23 protein-coding genes and 1 pseudogene are annotated in these 22845 nt (G+C 72.2%); 12 read left to right on the forward strand and 12 right to left on the reverse strand.

What is annotated here, in order from left to right:
- Window positions 1-51: 51 nt before the first annotated feature.
- From C7C46_RS23285 to C7C46_RS23300, 4 genes are all read right to left on the reverse strand, one after another.
- On the reverse strand, window positions 52-846 hold the full coding sequence (locus tag C7C46_RS23285) for a peptidase (RefSeq protein WP_146259183.1): 795 nt from the start codon (window positions 844-846) through the stop codon (window positions 52-54).
- A 155-nt stretch (window positions 847-1001) separates the two neighbouring features.
- The gene (locus C7C46_RS23290; protein WP_110671853.1) at window positions 1002-2369 is read right to left on the reverse strand and encodes a VWA domain-containing protein; all 1368 of its coding nucleotides are present in this window, start codon (window positions 2367-2369) and stop codon (window positions 1002-1004) included.
- Window positions 2370-2450: 81 nt separating this feature from the next.
- Complete coding sequence (locus C7C46_RS23295) at window positions 2451-2648, reverse strand: DUF397 domain-containing protein (protein WP_110671903.1); 198 nt, start codon at window positions 2646-2648, stop codon at window positions 2451-2453.
- Between the two features lie 8 nt (window positions 2649-2656).
- On the reverse strand, window positions 2657-3484 hold the full coding sequence (locus C7C46_RS23300; protein ID WP_245984747.1) for a helix-turn-helix domain-containing protein: 828 nt from the start codon (window positions 3482-3484) through the stop codon (window positions 2657-2659).
- A gap of 97 nt (window positions 3485-3581) precedes the next feature.
- Here C7C46_RS23300 and C7C46_RS23305 point away from each other — a divergent pair, with 97 nt between their 5' ends.
- Window positions 3582-3860, forward strand: a complete 279-nt coding sequence (locus C7C46_RS23305) for a hypothetical protein (protein WP_110671854.1) — start codon at window positions 3582-3584, stop codon at window positions 3858-3860.
- Window positions 3861-3869: 9 nt separating this feature from the next.
- Window positions 3870-4067, forward strand: a complete 198-nt coding sequence (locus tag C7C46_RS23310) for a hypothetical protein (RefSeq protein WP_245984749.1) — start codon at window positions 3870-3872, stop codon at window positions 4065-4067.
- Between the two features lie 138 nt (window positions 4068-4205).
- Here the strand turns inward: C7C46_RS23310 and C7C46_RS23315 are convergent, their stop codons facing one another.
- A complete protein-coding gene (locus tag C7C46_RS23315) occupies window positions 4206-4619 on the reverse strand; it encodes a DUF4259 domain-containing protein (RefSeq protein ID WP_110671855.1) in 414 nt (137 codons plus the stop codon).
- A 166-nt stretch (window positions 4620-4785) separates the two neighbouring features.
- On the opposite strand from C7C46_RS23315, the gene C7C46_RS23320 reads away from it, so the two are divergent.
- The gene (locus tag C7C46_RS23320) at window positions 4786-5403 is read left to right on the forward strand and encodes a GNAT family N-acetyltransferase (RefSeq protein WP_110671856.1); all 618 of its coding nucleotides are present in this window, start codon (window positions 4786-4788) and stop codon (window positions 5401-5403) included.
- A gap of 89 nt (window positions 5404-5492) precedes the next feature.
- On the opposite strand, the gene C7C46_RS23325 is transcribed toward C7C46_RS23320, so the two are convergent.
- Window positions 5493-6707, reverse strand: coding sequence for a saccharopine dehydrogenase family protein (locus C7C46_RS23325; RefSeq protein ID WP_110671857.1), 1215 nt, complete (start codon window positions 6705-6707; stop codon window positions 5493-5495).
- 260 nt (window positions 6708-6967) lie between these two features.
- Between C7C46_RS23325 and C7C46_RS23330 the strand changes: the two genes are divergently transcribed.
- Window positions 6968-8041, forward strand: a complete 1074-nt coding sequence (locus C7C46_RS23330; protein WP_146259184.1) for a hypothetical protein — start codon at window positions 6968-6970, stop codon at window positions 8039-8041.
- 113 nt (window positions 8042-8154) lie between these two features.
- Here the strand turns inward: C7C46_RS23330 and C7C46_RS23335 are convergent, their stop codons facing one another.
- The gene (locus C7C46_RS23335) at window positions 8155-9192 is read right to left on the reverse strand and encodes a PHP domain-containing protein (protein ID WP_110671859.1); all 1038 of its coding nucleotides are present in this window, start codon (window positions 9190-9192) and stop codon (window positions 8155-8157) included.
- 82 nt (window positions 9193-9274) lie between these two features.
- Between C7C46_RS23335 and ligD the strand changes: the two genes are divergently transcribed.
- Window positions 9275-10165, forward strand: a complete 891-nt coding sequence (gene ligD, locus C7C46_RS23340) for a non-homologous end-joining DNA ligase (protein WP_110671906.1) — start codon at window positions 9275-9277, stop codon at window positions 10163-10165.
- A 130-nt stretch (window positions 10166-10295) separates the two neighbouring features.
- Here ligD and ku read toward each other — a convergent pair whose 3' ends face one another.
- Window positions 10296-11402 (reverse strand): non-homologous end joining protein Ku, encoded by a 1107-nt coding sequence (gene ku / locus C7C46_RS23345; RefSeq protein ID WP_110671860.1) that lies wholly within the window; start codon window positions 11400-11402, stop codon window positions 10296-10298.
- A gap of 86 nt (window positions 11403-11488) precedes the next feature.
- Between ku and C7C46_RS23350 the strand changes: the two genes are divergently transcribed.
- Window positions 11489-12151, forward strand: coding sequence for a (2Fe-2S)-binding protein (locus C7C46_RS23350; protein ID WP_110671861.1), 663 nt, complete (start codon window positions 11489-11491; stop codon window positions 12149-12151).
- On the forward strand, window positions 12148-12882 hold the full coding sequence (locus C7C46_RS23355; RefSeq protein WP_181442480.1) for a helical backbone metal receptor: 735 nt from the start codon (window positions 12148-12150) through the stop codon (window positions 12880-12882). Before C7C46_RS23350 ends, C7C46_RS23355 begins: the two co-directional genes overlap by 4 nt.
- 111 nt (window positions 12883-12993) lie before the next feature.
- Here C7C46_RS23355 and C7C46_RS23360 read toward each other — a convergent pair whose 3' ends face one another.
- Window positions 12994-13590 (reverse strand): TetR/AcrR family transcriptional regulator, encoded by a 597-nt coding sequence (locus C7C46_RS23360; RefSeq protein WP_110671862.1) that lies wholly within the window; start codon window positions 13588-13590, stop codon window positions 12994-12996.
- A gap of 166 nt (window positions 13591-13756) precedes the next feature.
- Here C7C46_RS23360 and C7C46_RS23365 point away from each other — a divergent pair, with 166 nt between their 5' ends.
- Window positions 13757-14722 (forward strand): alpha/beta hydrolase family protein, encoded by a 966-nt coding sequence (locus C7C46_RS23365; RefSeq protein ID WP_110671863.1) that lies wholly within the window; start codon window positions 13757-13759, stop codon window positions 14720-14722.
- A 689-nt stretch (window positions 14723-15411) separates the two neighbouring features.
- Complete coding sequence (locus C7C46_RS23375; RefSeq protein WP_110671864.1) at window positions 15412-16743, forward strand: recombinase family protein; 1332 nt, start codon at window positions 15412-15414, stop codon at window positions 16741-16743.
- Between the two features lie 2 nt (window positions 16744-16745).
- On the opposite strand, the gene C7C46_RS23380 is transcribed toward C7C46_RS23375, so the two are convergent.
- Window positions 16746-17081: an SHOCT domain-containing protein gene (locus C7C46_RS23380; RefSeq protein ID WP_220040682.1), complete on the reverse strand. Its 336-nt coding sequence runs from the start codon at window positions 17079-17081 to the stop codon at window positions 16746-16748.
- Between the two features lie 305 nt (window positions 17082-17386).
- Here C7C46_RS23380 and C7C46_RS23385 point away from each other — a divergent pair, with 305 nt between their 5' ends.
- Complete coding sequence (locus C7C46_RS23385) at window positions 17387-19201, forward strand: SpoIIE family protein phosphatase (protein ID WP_110671865.1); 1815 nt, start codon at window positions 17387-17389, stop codon at window positions 19199-19201.
- 157 nt (window positions 19202-19358) lie between these two features.
- On the forward strand, window positions 19359-19736 hold the full coding sequence (locus C7C46_RS23390; protein ID WP_181442481.1) for a hypothetical protein: 378 nt from the start codon (window positions 19359-19361) through the stop codon (window positions 19734-19736).
- A 147-nt stretch (window positions 19737-19883) separates the two neighbouring features.
- Here the strand turns inward: C7C46_RS23390 and C7C46_RS23395 are convergent, their stop codons facing one another.
- Both C7C46_RS23395 and C7C46_RS23400 read right to left on the reverse strand, forming a co-directional pair.
- Complete coding sequence (locus tag C7C46_RS23395; RefSeq protein WP_110671866.1) at window positions 19884-20270, reverse strand: Imm32 family immunity protein; 387 nt, start codon at window positions 20268-20270, stop codon at window positions 19884-19886.
- 61 nt (window positions 20271-20331) lie between these two features.
- A complete protein-coding gene (locus C7C46_RS23400) occupies window positions 20332-20850 on the reverse strand; it encodes a histidine kinase (protein WP_110671867.1) in 519 nt (172 codons plus the stop codon).
- Between the two features lie 461 nt (window positions 20851-21311).
- Between C7C46_RS23400 and lnt the strand changes: the two are divergent.
- Window positions 21312-22634 (forward strand): annotated as a pseudogene (lnt, locus tag C7C46_RS23405) (apolipoprotein N-acyltransferase); the annotation flags it as partial.
- Between the last annotated feature and the right edge of the window lie 211 nt (window positions 22635-22845).

Consider the following 22845-nt stretch of genomic DNA (forward strand, 5'->3'; position numbering starts at 1 on the left):
ACGGGGCCCGGCCCACGGTCACTTCTTCACCGGTCCACCGGCGAACAGGTCCTAGGAGACCTCCTCGTACCGCCGGACCTCCTCTCGGACCACCCGGCGCCCCCGGTGCCCGCGCGGGTGGCGGGTCAGGGTGTAACCGCCGATCCCGGCCAGCCCGGCCAGTGCGGCGCCCGCCAGGGTCCAGCCCCAGCGCGAGTTCCACCCCGAGAAGAGCCCCGAGTACCAGTGCTCCGCCGCCTTCACCGGCGCCGCCACGCTCGCCCCGCCGGGGGACGGCGCGGCGGTGGGCGAGGGCGGGGTCGAGGCGGAGGGCAGCGCGGTGGCCCCGGGCGGGGCCGTCGCCCCGGCGTTGACCGGCGGCACCAGCGGCGCCTTCAGGTCCCCGCCCTCGGGCTGCGCGTCGTCCGCCCCGCCGGTCGCGGCCACGTGCAGCCGCACCCGGGCCGCGAGCCCGAGGTCGGTTTGTGGCACGTCGGAGACCGAGAGCCGCGCGTAGTAGGTGCCCGGCAGCGGGTCCTCCGACCACGGCTCGGCCCAGGACCGGACCTGACGCAGCGTGCAGCTCAACGAGAGCGTGCCGGTGCCCTGCGCGGCGGTCCCGCTCTGCGGTCCGGCAGTACAGGCCTGCCGGCGGCGCAGCCCGTCGAACAGCTCGACCGTCCAGCTCTGCGGCCCGTGCCGGTCAGCCGACCCGGGCAGGGTGACGTCCACCCGAACCGTGTCGGTCTGTCCGGCCGAGGCGGCGAACTCCCAGTACAGGTAGTCGCCGGTGGCGGCCGCCACGTCCGCGTCCCGACCCGCCGCCAGCGCGGTGGCGGTCAGGAAGGACGTCCCGGCGCTGGTCACCGGCGCGGCCGGTCCCGAGGCGGAGGCAGACGCGGAGGTGGACGCGGACGTGGACGGCGAGGACTGGGCAGTCGGCGAAGCCGCCACTGCCCCCGGCGCTGTGGCGCCCGCCAACAGCAGGCCGAGCAGCCCGGTCCCAAGAACCCTACGCATCATCAGTTCTCCCGCCAGACCGAGATCCGCCAGCGCGCGATCCAGCCCCAGACCAGACCGGTCAGCAGGCCCGCGCCGGTGAGCACCAGCAGCATGATCCAGCCACGCCCGAGCCCCAGGGCCGGGCCGGCCGGCGCCGGGGAGGCGTTGGCCACGTCGACCGTCAGCTCCAGCGGCAACCCGGGATCGTTCTGCACGCCCGCCTGGCCGGCGAACGAGTTGCTGACCACCAGGCAGACGGTCCGGGCACCCGCTCCCGCGCCGCTGGGGCTACTCGCGCTGCTGCCGCCGCTCGGGCTGCCCGACGGCGCGTCAGCCGCCGACCAGCGCAGTCCGGTGGATGCCACGTCGGTGCGCCCGCTCCCGGCGTCCGTGCCGCGCACCAGTTCCTGGCCGGCGGCGTCCGTGGCCCGCAGCAGCACCCCGTAGTCCAGCGCCACCGCGCGGTCGGGGGTGACGCTGACCGAGGCGCGCAGCTCCTGTCCGGCGTGCACCGGCACCCGGTAGACCCGGTGCTCGGAGAACTTCTCCCGGTCCGCGTAGACACCGGGGGTGAGCAGCGGCGCGGTGGCGCACTGGTCGGTCCCCGTGACGTTGGCCGGCGTCGCCCGGTAGCTGGTGTCCGACCGGGTGACCAACTGCTTCACCCGGTCGGTCAGCTGCTGCTGGGTGCGCACGTCGGTGTAGCTGCCGCCGGTCGCGTTGGCGATGCAGAGCAGCTGCTGGCGCACCTTGTCGTCGTGCGCCAGGCCGAGCGTGTCGACCACCAGATGCACGCCCTGGGCGGCCAACTCGCGGGCCACGTCGCACGGGTCGGGCGGGGCGCAGTCGTCCTCGCCGTCGGTGATCAGCACCACCCGGCGGGTGGCCTGCCCACTGCCCAGGTCCTGGGCGGCACCGCGCAGCGCCAGGCCGATCGGGGTCCAGCCGGTGGGCCGCAGGGTGGCCACCGCGGTCTTGGCCTCCACCTTGTCGGTGCGGCCGACCGGGTAGAGCACCTTGGTGTCCTTGCAGCCGTCGGTCTTGTCGCTGACGGGATACGTCGCGCCCAGCGTCCGGATGCCGAACTCGGCCTCCGGCGGCAGCGCGTCGATCACGTCGTCGATGGACCGCTGGGCCACCGCCATCCGGCTCTTGCCATCGATGTCGCTGATCCCCATGGACCCGCTGACATCCAGCACCAGGTCCACCTTGGGCGCTTCGGGCGCCCCCGCCTCCGTGGGCGCCGCACTGGCCGTACTGCTGGGCACCCCGGCCGAGGGGCTCGGATCAGCCTGCGCCGGCAACACCCCGACCGTGGCAAAACCCACCGTCAGCAGCGCAGCCGCCAGCGCGGCAGAGCGCACCGACCGTCGTCGTCTGATGATCATCACGGCCGCATCCTACGGAGACTCAGTTCCGATCTCCCAACGCGGCTCCTGGTACGAACGAGCCCTGGAGCAGCGGGAAGTTCACCCCCGCCCCTCAAACACCCCCGCCCGCACCCCGCCCACGAACGCCCGCCACCCGTCAACAGAGAACGCCAACACCCCGCCTTCGGGATCCTTCGAATCCCGCACCGGCACGGCACCGGGCAGCCCGTCGGCCACCTCGACGCACGCGCCCTGCTGCTGGCTGTAGGAGGATTTCCGCCACCGAACGCCGGACATATCCGTACTCACCCAAGTTCCTTTCGGACAGCGCGAACCAGGTCGATGGACGCGGTCTCGGCGAGTGCTCCCACCTGTAGTCGATGGTAGTCCCTGTCCCAGCCCGTAAGGATGTTGGGATCACGCTGGACATGGCCCTGACCTTCGGACTCCGAGTATCCGATCAAGCTGCGATCCGCGAGTGTCAGCAGGTGGACGGGCAGCGCAAAGGGCCGGTCAACGCCCATCGAGAACGGGGCTACCTGGATGATCATCGCCGGGGCATGGAAATGCTCCTCCAGCGCTTCAAGCTGTCTCACCATCACCCCGCGACCACCGACCAGTCGACGGATGCAGCTCTCGTCGAGCACCGCATGCAGCAGCGGCGCATCGATCGTCGAGAGACGCCGCTGGCGGGCCATCAGGTGCGCGCACCAGTTGTCCGCCTCGTCCTGGGTGATGGTGCCCCGCCTCACCTGAGCGCCTGCCAAGGCACTCGCGTACTCCGAGGTCTGCAACAGACCGGGTATCACCCCGATCTCGAAGGCTCGAATCTCCCGAGCCTTCGCTTCCTGAGCCGCGTACTCCGCGAACCCTTCAAGCATGGACTCGCTTCGAACGTCATGGAACCGATTAACGAACAGACTGCCGGTCCCGAACACCACGTCAGCTTCTCGGGCGAAACGAATGGTTGGAGGCTTCCGACCGGTTTCCACGGCTGAGATGTGCACCGCCGAGTACCCCATGCGTCGAGCGAGCTCCTCCTGAGTCCACCCCCGCTCCTCACGCGCACCGCGGATCTGGGCGCCGAACCGAGCGCTGGGGGATGCATCGGGGTCCAGCTCTCTGCGGTTCAAGATCCCTTCCTTCCGCTCTGGCGCGGTTGAAGACATCCCCAAGGTACGGGACATTTTCTCTGCCCGTAGCCGAATGGTTACAGAGAGGAGCGCCCCCATGCCCCGTACCACCCCTCCCCCCACTCCGTACCGCCCCCAACTCGGCGAGCTTGTCTCCGACTTGGCCAACAACGGAGTGCACGGCATCTACATGGGCACACTGGACGAGCGGGCCTATCTGCGCCCGGCCGGTGGCGGGGTCGAGTGGGAGACCGATCCGCGTCAACTGCAACGGCTGCCCGGCGAGCGGCAGTTGGAGCGCGTCAGCCGCCGCAGCCTGCCCCGCGACGAGGCGTGCGTCCAACTGCCCGAGAGCAGCGGGACCACCCACCACTGAGGAGTTCAGATGCCCGACCTGCCCCGCCCCGAGGTCCAGCACGGCTGCACCGTCTGCTTCGACTCCCACAACAGGGAGGCGAGGGCCCGCGCCCAGAAGGACGGATCCGCCGAGACGGACGCCCGTGTCCTGTGGCGCCAGCACCTGGCCACCACGCACGGCATCGACGCCTTCGCGGTCCGCCCCTCCGCCCCCGCCTCCCCGTAGTCAGGGGGCGCCCCGCGAGCGCCCCCTCCCCCGGCCTGCAGTCAGCTCGGCCCTGAGCCGTCATCAGTCAGCGGCGCCGACCGCCTTCTGCACGTTCTGCTTGGCCCCGTGTGCATCAGTGTGTCATGTGATGAACCCTCATACGGGATCGTCACCCTCCAGCACCCGCCGCAGCCGGGCCGTGCGCTCCCGCCAGCGGAGCCCCTCGCCGGAGTCGTCCCAGAACTCGACCAGCTCCGACTTCGGGCCGAGCACCCGCTCCAACGCGCGCAGCGCGAGCCCGACCCAGCGGTCGTCCAGACCGGGGATCGGCCGCTTCGGACCGTGCGAGGGGTCCACCGGCTCGCCGCCCGGGCACTGCGCGGCCACCAGGGCGGCGGCGGCGACCGCCACGTCGCCCTCCTTGCCGGACAGGTAACCGCCGGAGGCCGACACCCGCTCCAGCACGGCCACCACCAGCCGCGCCCGCTCCTCGGCCACCGCCTCGTCCAGCTCGCCGGCGAAATCGGCGGCCGGGTCGTTGTCGAAGGGGCCGAAGTCCCAGGTCCCCATGGCCACCCTCCTCGTTCGAGTGTTTGTTCGAATTACTGATTCCATAGTCTCACCTCCCACCGACAGAAGCGCGCCGACCGGGCGGGCGGGCGGCGAGTCACGAGGCACGGGCCGGCAAGCCGCAAGGCACGGAAAACCGCTGGACGGGGCTGACAGGATGCGGACCATGAGCTTCGAACTGGTGGGCCCGGTACTGGAGGGGCGGCTGGTGCGCCTGGAGCCGCTGGGCCGGCAGCACGCGGCCGGGCTGGCGGCGGCCGCCGAGCAGGACCGGGGCGAGTACCACTACACCTGGGTGCCGCGCGCCCACGAGGTCGAGCAGTACCTCGACGCCCAACTCGAACGCGCGGCCGCCGGCACGCTGGCGCCGTACGCGCAGGTCTCGCTCGCCACCGGCCAGGTGGTCGGCGCCACCGCCTACTTGGACCCGCGGTCCTGGACGGTCGGCAAACTCGACGCCGTCGAGGTCGGCTTCACCTGGCTGGCCGGCTCCGCACAGGGCACCGGGGTCAACGCCGAGGCCAAGTACCTGCTCTTCCGGCACGCGTTCGAACAGTGGGGCGTGGCCCGGCTGGACCTCAAGACCGACGCCCGCAACGCCCGCTCCCGGGCCGCTATCGCCTCGGTCGGCGCCCGGTTCGAGGGCGTGCTGCGCAACTGGTCGCGCTCCTGGGCGCCCGGCGAGGAGGGCCTGCCGCGAGACTCGGCGATCTTCTCCGTCACAGCCGCCGAGTGGCCCGAGTGCCGCGCCGCCCTGGAACTGCGGCTCGAGAAGTACCGCTGACCTGGCGCGGACCCGCTGACCTGGCCCGGTACCACCGAGCCGACGGCGTACCGCCGACCCGGCCCGGAAGCCTGACTGGCGCCGTACCGCTAGCGGTGCCTGGTGGGCGCCTTCGCCGGGATCCCGTCCAGCACCTCGAACCGCATCCCGGCCGCCCGCAGCCGGTCGACCAGCGCGTCACCCATCGCGACCGCCGGGGTCACCTGACCGGCGGTGCTGGGAAGTTCGTCGTAGGCCAGGCAGAGCGCGGCCTCGGCCAGCATCTTCGCCGTCTCGGTGTACCCGGGGTCGCCGCCGGAGACCTCGGTGACCACCCGGGCGCCGGCGCTCTCGGCCACGAACCGCACGGTGAACCAGGAAGCGGCTCGCCGCTCCGCGCTCGGCCCCTGCCCCGGCGCGTGCAGCCGCTCCAACGCCCGGCGCAGCGGCGGGACCTGCGCCACCAGCACCAACAGGCCCAGGCCCAGCACTCCGCCCAGCGCCACCGGCAGCCGCTTGACCGCCGCGTAGTGCGCGTAGCCGAACTCCCGCCCGTAGCCCGGCTGGGCGGCGGCCGACCGGCCGACCACCTGCGGGTCGATGGTGGGCATCGGCAGCGCCCAGGCGCGTGCCTCGGCGGACCGGTGCGGGCCGCGCGGCGAGGTGCGGATCCGCCGCCCGGCCGGACGCGGTTCGGCCGCCCGACGCTCCCGGGCGGTCCGCGCGGCGGTCCGGGCGCGGCCGATGGCGGTCAGCGCGGAGGCGAGGGTGCCGCCGGAGAAGGTGCCGCCGGCCCGCACGTAGCCGCGCACCGAGACCGCCGACTCCTCAATGGGGAGGGGAAGTTGGGAGACCGTGAAGAGCACGCCGAGATCGTGCGGGATCGAGTCGAAGCCGCAGGAGTGCACCAGCCGGGCCCCGGTGGCCAGAGCCCGCTCGTGGTGCAGCAGGTACATCCGGTCCACGAACTCCGGCTCGCCGGTCAGGTCCAGGTAGTCGGTGCCGGCCTGCGCACAGGCGGCCACCAGCGGCTCGCCGTAGCGCTGGTAGGGCCCGACCGTCGAGACCACCACCCGGGCGGACTCGGCCACCTCGCGCAGCGCGGCGGCGTCCGCGGCGTCCGCGAGCAGCAGCGCGGGCTCGGGCAGCTCGGGGCGCTCGGCCAGCAGCTCGCGGCGCACCTCGGCCAGCTTGGCCTCATTGCGCCCGGCCAGCGCCCAGCGGCAGCCGACCGGCACCGCACCGGCGAGGTAGTGCGCGGTGAGCCGACCGGTGAAGCCGGTCGCGCCGAAGAGCACGAGGTCGTACGGGCGGTCGGCGTCCATCGCAAGATCCCTACTAGCCGGTAATGCGGTGCGCCCACGCTAGGGACCGCACCCCCCGGTGTCAACGCTCGACCCTCGCTCGCCATCCGGACCGATATGCAGGCTGTGCCTGGGTCAACACTCCGTCAAATCTGCCAACTGTCGTTCCCTGAGACCTTGCTGGGTGTTTCCTGATGCTGTTTGATGAGCATCGGTCAAGCCCTCCGGCAGCGTCCCGGCACCCCCACCTCGCCGGGCTACGCACTACCGGGCTACGCACCATGCTCCCCGCACGCCTCGCACCGTCCCAGGCCGAGGACCTCGGCCCGGGGCGCACCAGGCTGCGCCGCCCCTTCTGGCCCCACACCTTCCACGAGGAGCTCAGCATGCGCGAACCGCGCACGAACGGCACCCCCACCTCCCGGCGCCTGCGCCGCACCGCGGCCGTCGCCGCACTCGCCCTGGCCGGCCTGGTCGGCTCGGCCACCACCAGCACGGCCGCCCCGGACAGCAGCGTCCACCTGGTCCGCACCCACGGCCGGGTGGTGGCGGTGCAGACCCACGGCCGGCACGGCGTGGTCCCGATGAAGAACGCGTCGAGGAGCACCTCGGTCGGCACCGCCGCCGGTCACCGCGGCGCCCGCCCCGCTGCTTCGGGCAACCTGGTCTACGGCGGCGGTCCGGTCCAGCACCAGGTCACGGTCTACCTCGTGTTCTGGGGCAACCAGTGGGACAGTGACAGCAACGGCGTCCAGCAGTACGAGACCGACCTGTTCAACGGCCTGGGTACCGGGCAGGACACCTGGTCCACCGTCACCTCGCAGTACACCGACAGCAGCGGTGCGGGCCCGACCTTCAACGGCGCCGTGCTCGGCGGCACCTGGGTGGACGACGCGCAGGCCGCACCCGCTTCCTCCGCCCAGGCCGACATCGCCGCCGAGGCCAACGTCGGCGCCCAGCACTTCGGCGTCTCCGGCAACGACGTGCAGATCGTGGTGATGAGCCCCAGCGGCACTTCGCCCGACGGGTTCCCGAACGGCGGCTTCTGCGCCTGGCACGACTACAACGGCAACGTGCCCTACACCAACATGCCGTACGTGCTGGACGCGGGCAGCGGCTGCGGCGCCAAGCAGGTGTCGGGCCAGCTCGACGGGTTCAGCATCGTCGAGGGCCACGAGTACGCGGAGACCCTGACCGACCCGCAGCCCTCCAGCGGCTGGGTCGCCTCGGACGGCCAGGAGAACGGCGACCTGTGCGCCTGGCAGAACCTCGGCGCGGTCTCCCTGCCCACCGGGTCCTTCGCCATGCAGCCGACCTGGAGCAACGCGATCGGCGGCTGCGCAATGAGCTCCTGACCACGCTGAACGGCCTGCGTAAGGCTCTGTCCTGAGTTGTTGTCAGCCACGGAGCACCGTGCAGGAAATCCGGATGACCGCTCGTCATCCCTGGACCCGGGTCGGGGCAGCTGCTACCCCTCCCGGGTCCAGGCCAGCAGCTCGTCCACACCCCAGGTGGTGATCACCCGCTCGGTCGGGACACCCGCTTCCGCCGCGCGGACGCAGCCGTAGTCCTGCCAGCTCAGCTGGCCCGGCGCATGGGCGTCGGTGTCCAGCGAGAACAGGCAGCCGGCCGCTTCGGCCTGCCGCAGCAGCCGCAACGGCGGGTCCAGGCGCTCGGGGCGGGAGTTGATCTCCACTGCGGTCCGGTGCTCGACGCAGGCCGCGAACACCTCGGCGGCGTCGAACTCCGACTCCGGCCGCTCCTTCGCCCCCTCCTTCGCCCCCTCCTTCGACCCCCGCAGCCGCCCGGTGCAGTGGCCGAGCACGTCCACCAGCGGGTTGCGCACCGCTGCCACCATCCGCCGGGTCATCGGCCCGGCCGCCATCCTCAGCTTGGAGTGGACCGAGGCCACCACCACGTCGAGCTCGGCCAGCAGCTCGTCCTCCTGGTCCAGCGAACCGTCCTCCAGGATGTCGCACTCGATGCCGGTGAGCAGCCGGAACGGCGCCAGCTCCCGGTTCACCTGCGCGACCACCTCCAGTTGTCGGCGCAGCCGCTCCGCCGTCAGCCCCCGGGCCACTGTCAGCCGGGGCGAGTGGTCCGTCAGCACCGCCCACTCGTGGCCCAGCTCACGCGCCGTACGGGCCATCAGCTCGATCGGGCTGCCACCGTCCGACCAGTCGGAGTGCAGGTGGCAGTCCCCGCGCAGCGCCGCCCGCAGTGCGGCCGCCGCCGGAGGCAGCTGCGGCAGCACCCCGTCCGCCCGCTCCTCCAGCTCCGCCAGGTAGCGGGGGGTGCGGCCCTGACTCGCCTCGCTGATCACCGCAGCCGTCTTCGGCCCGATCCCGGGCAGCGCCGTCAGCCCACTGGCCGTCCGGGGCAGTTCCTGCCCGGCGTGCTCGCGCAGCGTGCCGACCGCGTGCCGGAAGGCCTGCACCCGGTACGGGGAGGCCTGCTCGCGCTCCAGCAGGAAGGCGATCCGCTCCAGGGCCACGATCGGATCCATGCCCGCCATCATGGTCAGCCCGCCCCGCGCGTCGCGGCAGACTCGCCGGGGTTGGCCCACCTGGGCTGCCACCATCGCAGACATGCCCGATCCCACGGCGACGGTGACCGAAGTCCAGGGCCGCCGACTGCGGCTTACCCACCTGGACCGCGAGCTCTACCCCGGCACCGGGTTCACCAAGGCCGCCCTGCTTCGCTACTACACGCTGGTCGCCCCCGCGATGCTGCCGCAGCTCGCCGGGCGACCCGCCAGCTTCCTGCGCCTGCCCGAGGGGGTGACGGGCCAGCGGTTCTGGGCCAAGCGGGTGCCGCCCGGCGCACCCGACTGGGTGCCCGAGCTGACTGTGACGCACCGTCAGGAGGACCTGCGCCAGGTGGTAGTGGCCGATCTGCCGACCCTGCTCTGGGCGGCCAACCTGGGCTGCCTGGAGATCCACACCCCGCAGTGGCGCGACGACCCCGCCCGGCACGACCGTCTGATCGTCGACCTGGACCCGGGCGAGGGCACGAGCGTGCTCGAATGCTGCGTGGTCGCCCTGGCGGCCCGCGAGCTACTGGCCGCCGACGGACTGACCGCCTGGCCCAAGACCACCGGTAGCAAGGGCCTGCACCTGTCCGTCCCACTGCCGCCCACGCCGGCCGAGCAGGTCACCGGCTACGCCCGCGAGCTGGCCCGGCGGCTACGGCGCGCGCTGCCCGAGCTGGTGGTGGACCAGATGGCCAAGGAGTTGCGCCCGGGCCGGGTCTTCGTGGACTGGTCACAGAACAACAGCGCCAAGAACACCGTGGCCGCCTACTCGCTACGGGCCGGGCCCACCCCGACCGCCGCGACCCCGGTCGGCTGGGCCGAACTGACCGCCTGCCGCAGGCCGGGTGACCTGGTGTTCACCCCCGACCAGGTCACCGCCCGGCTGGCCGGCACCGGTGACCTGCACGCCGGACTGCCCGGCTCGGCGGCGCCACTGCCGGACTGAGCGGCTCCTGCGCCCCGCCCCGTCCTGGGACCTGTCCGTCCACCTGTCCGTCCCCAGCCGACCCTGAGCTCCGCTCCCAAGCCGGGCCCTGAGCCGGGCCCCGAGTCGTGCTTTGAGCCGGATCGCCCGATCAGGAGACAGCCCGCAGCTTGCCCGTGCGCTTCCCGGCGCCCTTGAGTGCGGTGAGCAGCTGCTCGCGGGTCATCGAGGAACGGCCTGGCAGTTCCCGTTCGGATGCCAGCCGGTACAGCTCGGCCTTGCTCATGCCGCTCAGGTCGGCGTCCGCCGACTCCTCCTCGGCCGCATTCCCCTTCTTCCCCTTGGCCGGCCTCCCCTTCACCGGCCTCTCCTTCACCGACTTCCCAGGTTCCGGCTTTCCGGCCGGCGACGTTCCCGCCGCCGACTTCCCGGCTGCCGACTTCCGGGGCTCCGGTGCCGCCCCCGCCGCGGCCTCCCCGCCCGCCTGGGCCAGGCTGCGCTCCAGGACCGCCATCAGGTCCACCACGTTGGTGGACTCCGGCGCCGGCGCCGCCGTGACCACCTCCTCACCCGACAGCTTCGCCTCCACCAGCTCACGCACCTGCGCGGTGTAGGTGTCGTGGTACTGGTCCGGGTCCCACTCCTCGCTCAGCGCCTCGATCAGCTGGCGGGCCATAGCCAGCTCCTTCTCGATCGGCTCGACCGCCGGCTCGGGCAGGTTGTCCAGCTCGTGGTGCGGGTCACGGACCTCGTCCGCGTAGTGCATGGTCTGCAGCACCAGCACGTCGCCCTCCACCCGGACGGCGGCCAGGTACTGCTTGCCGCGCATCACGAAATTGGCCAGGCCGGCCCGGTTGGTGTCGGCGAGTGCGCGGTGCAGCAGGCCGTACACCTTGGCGTACTCCTTGCCGCGCGGACCCAGGTAGTAGGTCTTGTCGAAGTAGATCGGGTCCACCCGGGTCAGGTCGACGAAACCGCTGATCTCGATCGACTTGGACCGTCCGGGTGAGATCCGCTCCAGCTCGGCCGGCTCGACCACCACGTACTCGCCTTCGGCCAGCTCGTAGCCCTTGACGATGTCGCGGTACTCGACCTCCTCGCCGGTGCGCTCGTTCACCCGCTGGTTGCGCACCCGGTCGGAGGTGCCGCGCTGCAGCTGGCGGAAGTGCACTGCGTGGTCCTCCGTGGCCGAGTACAGGCCCACCGGGACGGCCACCAGGCCGAAACTCAGCGTGCCGGTCCAGATCGGTCTGGCCATCGTCGTGCACCTTCCGTCTAGCCCCCGGACTCCATGGTGCGCCCCCGCCCACCCGCGCGACCACTGCGCGCGGTACACCTGTGGCCATGACCGCCGAGCCGTCCGTACACCCCGCCGCCGCCCTGGGCCCCTACTTCGCGCTCGCCCTCGGGAGCGCCCCGCCGCCCGGCTACCGGCCGCTCGACGAGCTCTTCACGGCCGGTGTCGCGGCGCGCCTGCCCGAGGTGGCCGCGCGGCTGCACACCGCCGAGCCCCGGGTGGCTGCCTCGGTGATGCAACTCGGGCTGGCCGCCCGTTTCTGGTCCGTCACCCTGGGCGCGCTGGCGGTGACCGGGGCGATCCCGGCGCTGGAGCAGGCCCACTGGCGACAGCTGCCGGACGGGCCGCTCGACCTCTGGCTCCCGGCCGACCACCCGACGACCACCGACCCGCACGCCGTACTGACCACCGTGCTCACCCCGCTCAACGCCGCGGTGCGCGCCGCCGCCCCGGTCTCCGAACGCCTGCTCTGGGGCAACGCCGCCTCCGCGCTGGTCGGCACCCTGCGGATGATCCAACGTCAACTGCCGACGGCCCAAGCCGCCGAGCAGGCCACCCGCGCCCTGCTCGCCCGCGCCCCGCTGGCCGGCACCCTCGCCGCACACGGCCCTCGACTGCGCCGCACCAGCTGCTGCCTTTACTACCGCCTCCCGGGCGGCGGGCTCTGCGGGGACTGCGTCTTCGACACCGCGCCTAGGCTGTCCCGGTGACCACCGTGCGCCGCATCGTCTCCCTGGTCCCGTCGCTCACCGAGGCCGTGGCCGCCACCGCGCCCGACCTGCTGGTCGGGGTCACCGACTGGTGCAGCCACCCGGCGGACCTCGACCTGCCGCGCGTCGGCGGCACCAAGAACCCCGATCTGGGGGCGGTCCGCGCTCTGCGGCCCGACCTGGTGATCGCCAACGAGGAGGAGAACCGGGCCCCTGACCTGGCCGCGCTGCGGGTCGCCGGGCTTCGCGTCGAGGTGACCGAAGTCCGTTCACTGGAGCAGGCGTTCAGCGAGCTGGATCGCCTGTTGGTGGCTGTCTGCGGCTTGCCCCGGCCTGCTTGGCTCGATCACGCGCAGGCCGCCTGGGCCGGGTTGCCGGTACAGCTGCCGGGCGAGCGGCGCACCGCCGTGGTCCCGATCTGGCGGCGCCCGTGGATGGTGCTGGGCCGGGACACCTTCGCGGGGGACCTGCTGCGCCGCCTGGGCGTGGACCACCTCCACGCCGCCCACCCGGAGCGCTACCCGGCCATCCCCCTCGCAGAGCTCCGCGAAGCTGGACCGGACCTCGTGGTCCTGCCCGACGAGCCGTACCGCTTCACCGCCACCGACGGCCCCGAGGCCTTCCCAGCCATCCCGGCCGCGCTGGTCAGCGGCCGCCACCTCACGTGGTACGGGCCTTCCTTGACGGAGGCACCCGCCATCCTCAGGACCCAGCTCGATTCGACCTCCTGACCCGTTCACCTCCTGACCCGTTCACCTCCCGATCCGTCCGGCCTACTGCTCCAGGGCGCCCTGTCGCACCGAAGTCGCAGCGGGACCTGGGGCGCGAGGCGCTCGCCGGCGTCAGGAAGCGTGAGGTTGCCGGAGCCCCTGGAGGAGGAGGGCGATCAGGCGTCGAGGATCGTAGCGGGGGTCGTTGTCGCGTCCGATACAGAGGTTGCCGATGCCGCGCATCAGCTCGTACGGCTGGATGCCGGGCCTGATCTCGCCGGCCTCGACCGCAACGTCAAGCAGTTGGGCGCAGACGGGCAGCAAGCGGTCGAGGAAGTACGCGTGCAGCGCGGCGAAGCGGTCGCTGTCGGACTGGAGGGCGTCGGCGAGGCCGTGCTTGGTGACCAGGAAGTCGACGAAGAGGTCGATCCACTGGTGCAGCGCCTCGAACGGGGAGTCCGCGCCGGCCAGCAGGCTCGGACCGGCCGTGGCGCATTCCTCGATCTGGTGGCGGTAGACGGCGGTGACGAGATCCGCCCGGGTCGGGAAGTGACGGTAGATCGTGGCCATCCCGACGCCCGCCCGGGCCGCGATCTGACGGATCGGCGCGTCGACGCCGGAGGTGACGAACACCTCGGCGGCGGCGGCAAGCACCGTCTGCCGGTTGCGCTGCGCGTCGGCCCGCATGCCTCCGGACGGCGGCGCCCCCACAGGGCCCTCGGCGGCCATACGTAGTCCCTTCCTCTCGATTGACAAAACGGAGCAGCGCTCCGGATACTAAATGGAGCGGCGCTCCGCTTCAGGTTAGCCGAAGCGGCCCGCTCCTGACCCGCCCTGTCCGTCGCCGGTCGCAGAAGCCGGCGGACGGCGGGTGCCACCGAAGGGAATCCACATCGTGAGCACCTCCACCGCCCCCAGTGCCGACACCTTGGGCGCGCCTGTCCCGGTCCTGTCCTTCAGCCCCGTGGTCCTCTCCGTGCCCGGACGTCCCGTGGACCTCCAACTGCGCGTCTCCGCACCCGCGACCGGGACCGATCTCCCCGTCATCCTCCTCTCCCACGGTCACGGCCCCTCGAACAACCTCTCCTCGCTGAACGGCTACGCGCCGCTCGCCAACTTCTGGGCCGCCCACGGCTTCGTCGTCATCCAGCCCACCCACCTCACCTCCCGCACACTGAGTCACCTGGTCGCCGACGCACCCGGCGCACCCGACTTCTGGCGCTCCCGCGCCGAGGACATGACCCACATCCTCGACCGGCTCGACCTGATCGAGCGCACCGTGCCGCAGCTTGCCGGACGAATCGCCCCCACCAAGATCGCCCTCGTCGGACACTCGCTCGGCGGCTTCACCGCCGCCCTCCTCCTGGGCGCCGGACTCAACGACCCGGACACCGGGAACCTGGTGCACCTCGTCGACCCCCGGATCAAGGCGGGCGTCCTGCTCGCCGCGCCCGGCAGAGGAGGCGAGGTCCTGAACGGGCCCATGGCCAAGCAGTGGCCGATCATCGGGGCCGTCGACTTCTCCACCATGACCGCGCCCGCACTGGTCGTCGCCGGCGACAAGGACGACTCCCCGCACTTCACTGACATGGGGCCGGACTGGCACGCCGACCCCTACACCCTCGCCCCCGGCCCCAAGACCCTGCTCACCCTGTTCGACGCGGAGCACGGACTCGGCGGGATCGCCGGATACGACGCCGCCGAGACCACCGACGAGAACCCCGAGCGAGTCGCCGCCCTCGCCCGGCTGACCGCGGCCTACCTCCACACCCAGCTTCACCCCGGCACCCCCACGTGGCAGACCACGTACGAGGCACTGACGACCGGCCCCGACCCGGTAGGACGAGTCGAATCCAAGTAGGCCCCCACCCTCCTGCCTCGGGCTGCCGGCCGGCGCGCCCTCGGCGTCGGTGGAGACATCCGGCCGGTCTTTCAAGGCTTCAGCCCGTTGTTGGTACGCCGTCCCGGGTCGAAGTGGCGGGCTACTGGTGGCCCGCGCGGCCGGACGGCTGGCAACCCCCGGCCGAACTGGTGGATTTCCTGCGGGCCGGTCGGCCCCCGGTGTTCATCGGGTTCGGCAGTATGGCGCCGGGGAATGGGGAACGGCTCAGTGTGCTGGTCTCTGCGGCGGTGGAGCGGGCTCCGCCCAGACCACCACGCTCGCCTCCAACAACTCGCACCATGGCTTCCTGGTGCGTCCGGGTCCCAGTGTGCACATTCTCACCTGAATCCCCATCAACCCCCGGGTGGACTCTCGGGCCCGCTGCTCTCCCCCCTGGAGTGGAGCTCCGTCTCCACCCGCCTCTCCACCCCCGGATTGAGGCGACATCAGCTCCCGCCGGTCATCCTTTGCGCCATGGACAACACCAACCTCGCCTGCCACGTCTCCGAGCCTTCTCCTCCCTCCCTTCCGGCTTCAAATGAGGCTAGGCTAGCCTTTCTTAGGCTGCCCTTGCCTGCACGCGAGGGCCAGTCCTCCTTGCGCCGCCACAGCCGGTCCAGCCGGGTCCCGTTGCTGCGCGCGCACTGCCCAGACCCGAGGACCAGGACGTGCCCGTTCCGCGCAGCAGCAGCGACAACTCCCAACGCGCCGCGGTCTACTGCTGGCCGGACCCAGAAGCGGCCCGGCCGGCCGCCACCGCCGGCGCGCCCTCGGCGGATCCACGCTGGCTGCTCGCCCTCCAGGAGAAGCACGCCCGCACCCAGGCCGCCACCCTCGGCCTCAGCCTGGCCCCGCGGCACGTCTTCACCGACCCTCGCCCTCCCCAGCTCCCCCCGGCCGCGGGTGCCGGGCGGCCGACCACCACACCCGCCGCCTGGTCCGCCATGCTCGCCGCCCTGCGCGCCGGGGAGTTCCGCCACCTCCTGGTCCCCCAGGCCGAGCAACTCGCGCACTACCACCACGCGTTCGCCCAGCTCCTCACTCTCGCGACCGACCACCAGGTCCTGCTGCACGGCCACCCCAAGGACCTCAACGATCCGGCAGTCCGCGGCGAGCTGCTCCACTCCGCACAGGACAGCTGCCGCACCGCGGAGGAGGCCTCCGACCGAGCCAAGCGCGCCCACCGCAAAGCCGCGGCGAACGGACGCACCCACGGTGGCGGCCTGCGCCGCTACGGCTACACGGCAGGGCTGGCTGCCCTGGTGCCGGAAGAAGCAGCCGTGGTCCGTGAACTCTTCACCCGCTACCTCGACGGCGAGTCCCTGCGTGCGCTCGCCGTCGACCTGAACAACCGTGAGATCCAGACCGCCTACGGCAACAAGTGGACCGTCAGCGGTGTCGGCCGAATCCTCGAAGCCCCTCGCTACGCCGGCCTGCGAGTGCTCGACGGGGAGGTGGCCCGCACCTCCACCGGTGAGTACGTGGTCGCCGAATGGCAAGCCTGCGTCACCATCGCCGTATGGGAGGCCGCCCAAGCCCTACGAGCCACCCGCAACCGCGACCAGGCGGTCGGCCGCCGAGCCCGCCGCGAGTACCCGCTCACCTCGCTACTGCGCTGCACCCGCTGCGAACGCCACATGGTGGGCTCCATGGTCGGCAGCTACCCCACCTACGCCTGCACCTCGAACAGCAGCCTCGAATCCGCCCACTGCTCCCGTCACATCGGTGCCGAATCCCTGGAGGCCCATGTCACCGACCGCGCAATAGCCATCCTCGAAGCCTTGCCCACGCCGCCCGATCCTGACAGCCCTGACGCGCTCGACGGCGTCCAGACCGGCCCCGGTGCCCGCTTCGCCTGGTCCCGGCTCAGCCCGGCCCGCCGGGCCGCGGTCTTCCGCCACCTCTTCGCGACGATCCGGATCGCCGCCTCGTCCACCAGCCGCAGCGTCTTCGACCCGACCCGGATCGAGATCCTGCCGCGCCACCTCTCCGCCGGCTGACCTCACCCGGCACCTGCGGGTCCGCCCCGCAGGACGCGCAGCCTGCGCTGATACTCCTCCTCGTCGATCTCCCCGCGCGCGAACCGCTCCCCGAGAATGCGCTCCGCCCCGTCTCCCACCCCGCCGCTACTCCTGTTCCCGTCCCCACTAACGCCCCCGCTGCCACCCCAAGCAGCCGGCCCAGGTCCCGGCCGCGTCCAATGCGCCGCCGATCCCCGACGCATTGTTGTCAACAGCAGCCCGAGCAGCACCAACAAGATCAACACCCCGGTCACGAGGAGCCCGAACCCCCAGCCTCCTACGCCCATGCCAGTCCAGTGATGATGGTGGACCCACATCACTCATCACCTCTCTCAACCCACCTCCCAGTGTGCTCCCGCCCTCCCGCGCATCACGGCAACGGGGCAGTCGGGGCCCAAGCACGCTCGTGCCCGAGGCCGCCACACCGCCCCGTCCCGCACTGCGTGCTCCTCCTCGCGGACTCCTGCCGCCGCCCGGCTCCACCCCCAGCGGCACCCGCCATCGGGTGGGATGATCGGTCCGAGGTCCACTCACGGCCCACCCCAGCTCCCAGACCCCGGACCTCCCGCACCCAGCGCCCGACCACCACGGACCCGCGACCGACACCAGCAGCGGAGGGATCATGGCCCCGGATCAGCCACGCTCCCCGGAATCCCCGAGCCCCACAGCTTCCGCTGCCGCGCCGCTCACCGTGCTCAGCCACACCGCCGCCCAGAAACTCGCCGACACGCTCACCCCGGCCCCGGATCCGGCCCTGCTCGACCTGTTGCTCACCGACTACCGGCTGCTGCGCCAGATACTCGACCGGGCCACCGTCGGCGTCGCCGTACTCGACACCCAGCTGCGCTACCGCTACGTCAACAGCACCCTCGCCGCGATGAACGGAGTCAGCGCCGAGCAGCACATCGGCCGCCAGATCGCCGAGGTGGTCCCCGGGATCGACGTGGCCGCCGCCGAGGAGGCCCTGCGCGCGGTCCTGGCCGACGGCGTACCCCGGCTGCACACGGTCGAGGGCACTACCGCCTCCGATCCAGCCACCGAGTCCCGCTGGTGGCACAACGCCTACCACCGACTGGACGACCCGCGCTCGCCCGAAGGGCCGAACGCCGAGCCGCTCGGCCTGGTCGCAGTGATCCTGGAGATCACCGAGGACCGCCGGATCCGCCAGGCCCTGGACGGGGCCCGCACCAGACTCGCCCTGCTGGACGAGGCCGCCACCCGGATCACCACCACCCTGGACGCGGAGCAGGCCGCCCAGGAACTCACCCGACTTCTCGTCCCCAGGCTCGCCGACGCCGCCGCAGTCGACGTGCTGGAGCCCACCCCCCACGACAACGGCGGCCTGACGATGCGTCGGCTCTCGCTCAGCACCACCCCCGAACTGGTCGGGGCCGGCCGGTACTTCGGGGCAGCTGGCGCCCTCCTGCACCCGCAGCCCGGATCGGCCCTGGCGAGTTGTGTGACCGGGCAAGCCCCGATCGTTTTCAGCCACCCCACCGACGAGGAGGTGCGTCGGCTGGCCACCACCTCCCACCGGCTCACCTGGTACCGCAGGCTCGGCCTCCACTCGGCCGTCTTCGTCCCGCTCACCGCGGGCGGTGCGCCCATCGGGGTGGTCTCGCTCGGGCGGGCCGGCTCCTCCCCGGAGTTCACTGCCGACGAGGTCGAGTTGATCTCCGAACTCGCCGATCGCGCCGGCTCCGGCATCAGCAACGCCCAGCGCTACGCCCATGAGCACGAGTCAGCCCTCGCCCTGCAACGCGCCCTGCTGGCCGAGCCCATGACGCCCCATCCGAACATCGAGTGCGCCCTGCGCTACCTGCCGGCGGGTGCCACCGCCGAGGTCGGCGGCGACTGGTACGACACCGTGGCACTGCCTGGCGGCCACACCCTGCTGGTCGTCGGCGACGTGATGGGCCACGGGCTCGACGCGGCGGCCGCCATGAGCGAGTACCGCTCGCTGGTCCGGGCGCTGGCGTTGCAGCGCCGCTCCCCGGCCGGGATCCTCAACGAGGCCGAACGGATCCTGGACGCGCTGACCCCGGAGCGGGTGGCCACCTGCGTCCTGGCCTTGGTGGACCCGGTCAAGCTGCACACCACCTTCGCCACCGCCGGCCACCTCCCGCCCCTCCACCTGACAGATGACGGCACCGCCCAACTGGTCGACCTGCCGATCGGCCCTCCCCTCGGCGCCGGGGTCGGCGGCTACCAGCAACTGACGCTGCCCTTCGGCCCGGGAGCCACCCTCCTGCTCTACACCGATGGCCTGATCGAGCGCCGCGGCACCGACATCGAGGACTCCCTCACCACCCTGCGCAACCTGCCCCTCGACCCGACAGCCCCACTGGAACACCTGATCGACACCGCCCTGACCGGCCTGGCCGCGGGCCACGGCGAGGACGACGTGGCGGTGCTGGCCGCGCGCCTCGCCCGGTAACGGCCACTCAGCGAGATCCACCAGCCCGGAACTTCGCCGGCACATACCTTCACCCGACAGAGCGGCCCGCGATGCGCTCATCCACATTCCGGCTCCCTCGTGCGCCACCGCGAATCCGCTTGGGCCGCCCAGCAGACTGCGCGTAGCCTGTCGGACCATGTGCTACCACGCGTTCAACGGCGCCTTCCGGCACTACGTGTGCGTGCCGTGTCGGCTCTCCTTCAAGGGCAGTACGTGGCCGATCCGGAGGCACATCTGTCCGGGCTGTCGTCAGCCGCTCGCCCTCGCCGGCTACGACTTCGCCGCACCCCGGCGACGCGACACGAAGGCGTGGTCCGTCGTCGCCGCCGTGCTCGCGGAGGGCCTGACTTACGATCACCGCCCCGGCTGCGGCTGCTCGCGGGTCCCCTCGTACCGACCCCGGACCCGAGCGCAGCTGCGCATCCGACGACGCGCGGCCAAGCAGCTGGGCCTGCCTCTGTCGGTGACCCTCGCCCGCCGCGATGCCTTCACCCCGGAAAGTCGCGACGAGTAAGCGCTCTCGATTGACCGCTCTCGATGTCGACCGCGCGACCCACGAGGCGACCTGAGCGCCGCTGGTCGCCGACGACCAGCGGCCCTGCCATCGACTCCAGCCGCCATGGACCCGAGCGACCGTCGACCGCGGCAACCAGCGGCTCGCTCAGCGGGTCGGCATACCTCCGTGCGGGCTGTTGACCACCAGCGGCAGAGATCCTTCAGCAAGGTAGAAGTGCCCGGGGAAGTAGTCGATGTGGAGATGACCACCATCCTCGGCGGAGGCCATGCCGCGCAGGTTGTCCGCAAGCACCTCCCTGCTGGCCGGGTCACCACTGATCACGAGGAACCGTCGCTCGGGATCCAGATCGACGAGGACACCAGGACCAGCGGTCTTCCTCACCTCGATCCCCGCCAGTGCGTCGGTACCCGGTGAGGGCGAGGAGTCAAGGAACCCCTCGCCCTCGGCCACCCTGCTCACCAAACGGTTCAGTTCGTCCGCCGATGCTGTGAGATCCACTTCACCGCCCGCAGGGTCGCTGATGAGTCTCACGCGGTCAGTACTCCTTCACAATGGGACGCCGAATCCTCCCCGCACAGCTCGCCTCCACCCCTTACAGCTCCCCCCGCTCCGCTCGCGCGGCCTCCTCCGCCGCCGTCTCGGCGGCCTTCACCTCGGCCTCGACCTCTGCGGCGGGGCGGCGGGCCACCCGGCCGCCGTGTTGCTCGGCGACCATGTCGAGCAGTGCCGGATCGGTCTCGTGGGCCTCGACGATCAGCATCGCGTGGCCCTCGGTCAGGTCCTTGCTGAAGACCAGCAGCCCCTCGGCTCCGGTCTGGAAGCGCTTCAGCTCGGCTGCTCCACCCAGCACGGTCCCGGCGGTCCAGCCCAGCAGCACGCCGATCGGGCCGCCGAAGAGCCCGAGCAACCCACCCACGATTCCGGTCGCCACCGTCGGGGTGCCCGCGCCACGCACCCAGCTCTCCGGCGTGTCCAGCAGCCCCTCGGCCGTCCGGACCAGCACCGCGGCCTGCTGCACCCCGTGCACGGCCTTCGCCTCGCCGAAGGCGTCGAGCGCCGGCTGCTTCCCGTCGAAGGTGATGAACACCATCGTGTGCTCAGCGTCCGCCATCGCCAGTCCTCCACTTGTCACGTTCGACCACTCATCACGTTCCACCGACCGGACGCATCCCACACGGACCCGTCCCAGGCCGTCCCTACCCGCCCTGGCCCGACCCAGGCCTACCCCACCGACACGAGCCGGCCCCAGACCGTCCCGACCAGGCCGACCGGGCCGACCAGGCCGAACCGCCCCAGGCCGACCGAACCGGCGGACCCGACGGCGGACCGATCTGCGGACCGATCCGCGCACCCGACCCCACCCGCAGGCTAAGCGCCTGCCACTGAAACAGCATCAGGACGGCTGCCGTCCGTTAACCGTCCACCAGCCGTCCGGATGCCGAACAGCTCGCGACACGCCGAATCCACCCGCTCGGCCTCATGGTGGCGGCAGCCCCGGAAGCGGACAATCAGGGCATGCCGCTCGGTCCCGCACTCACCCGACCCGCCCGCTACGGCTCGCTCGCCGCGGGCATGCTGCCGGTGCTGGCCTTCCCTGCCACCGACCTCGAATGGCTCGCCTGGGTGGCCCTGGTCCCAGGGCTGCTGCTCTTCCGGCGAGCCCCGCGAGCGCGCGAGGCGGTGGTCCGCGGCTGGTGGTTCGGCGCCGGGTTCGTGCTGGCCGCGATGTACTGGCTGCTGCCCACCGTCGGACCGGGGTTGCTGCTGATCGCGGTGCTCTTCGGCTCGCTGCAGGGCGCGGTCGGGCTGGCGGTCTGGCTGCTCCTGCGGCCCCCGTTGACGGCGCGCCGCGCCCTGGCGGCGCTGCTCGTGGTCCCCTCCGTCTGGGTGCTCACCGAGTTCGCCCGCTCCTGGCAGGCGCTCGGCGGGCCGTGGGCACTGCTCGGCGCCACCCAGTGGCGCCACCCCACCGTCCTCGCGCTCGCCTCGGTCGGCGGGATCTGGCTGGTCAGCGCCGCGGTGGTGGCGGTCAACACGGCCGTGCTGATCGTCCTGGTGGCCGATCGCACCGCGCTGCGAGCCGGCGCCTGCTGGGCGGCCGCGGCCGTGCTGCTGGCGGGGCCGGTGGTCTTCGCGCTCACGCCGGGTCCGCCGTCGGCCCGCACCCTCACCGTGGCGCTGATCCAGCCCGGCCCGGTCCCGGACAGCACTGCGCGGCTCGATGCCTCCGCCGCCCTGACCACCGAGTTGTTCCGCTCTCCGGGGCCGGCCCCGGAGCTGGTGGTCTGGGGCGAGTCCAGCGTCACGACCGACCTCACCCGGGATGCCACCACGCTGGCCAGGCTGCGCGCGCTGGCGGCCACCGGCGGCACCGAGCTGCTGGTCAACGAGGACGCCCGCAAGGCCGACGGCCACATCTCCAAGGACGCCGTGCTGATCGACCAGCGCGGCATCGAGGCCCGCTACGCCAAGATGCGGCTGGTCCCGTTCGGCGAGTACATCCCGTTCCGCTCCGCCCTCGGCTGGCTGACCGGGATCAGCAAGGCTGCCGACGAGAACCGCACCCCGGGGCAAGAGTTCCACCTCTTCCAGCCCCCGGACCGCAGTGGGCGCCCGGTGCCCACCGGGGTGCTGATCTGCTTCGAGTCCGCCTTCCCCGACCTGTCCCGCACCGCCGTGCTGCAGGGCGCCCAGCTGCTGGTGTACCAGTCGTCCACCTCCACCTTCCAGGACACCTGGGCGCCCAGCCAGCACGCCTCGCTGGCAGCGGTCCGGGCGGCCGAGACCGGGCGGCCGGTGGTCCAGGGCGCGCTGACCGGAGTGTCGGTGGCCTTCGATCCGCAGGGGCGCGAACTGGCCCGGCTCGGCACCGACCAACGCGGCCCACTCACCGTCCGGCTCGCACTGCCCGCCCCGAGCTGGCGCACCTGGTACGACCGCCTCGGCGACGTGGTCCCGTGGACCGCCCTGCTGGTCACCGTGGTCGCGATCGGCGCCGGACTGTACAACCAGCAGCGGCCCCGAACCCCCGCTCCGCCAACCTCCACCCCCGCCCTGGCGGCTTCCACCCCGAGCCCCTCAACCCGCTCGGCCTCCACCCCCTCGT

The sequence above is a fragment of the Streptomyces tateyamensis genome (genome assembly GCF_003205575.1).
In the GTDB taxonomy this organism is placed as follows: domain Bacteria; phylum Actinomycetota; class Actinomycetes; order Streptomycetales; family Streptomycetaceae; genus Kitasatospora; species Kitasatospora tateyamensis.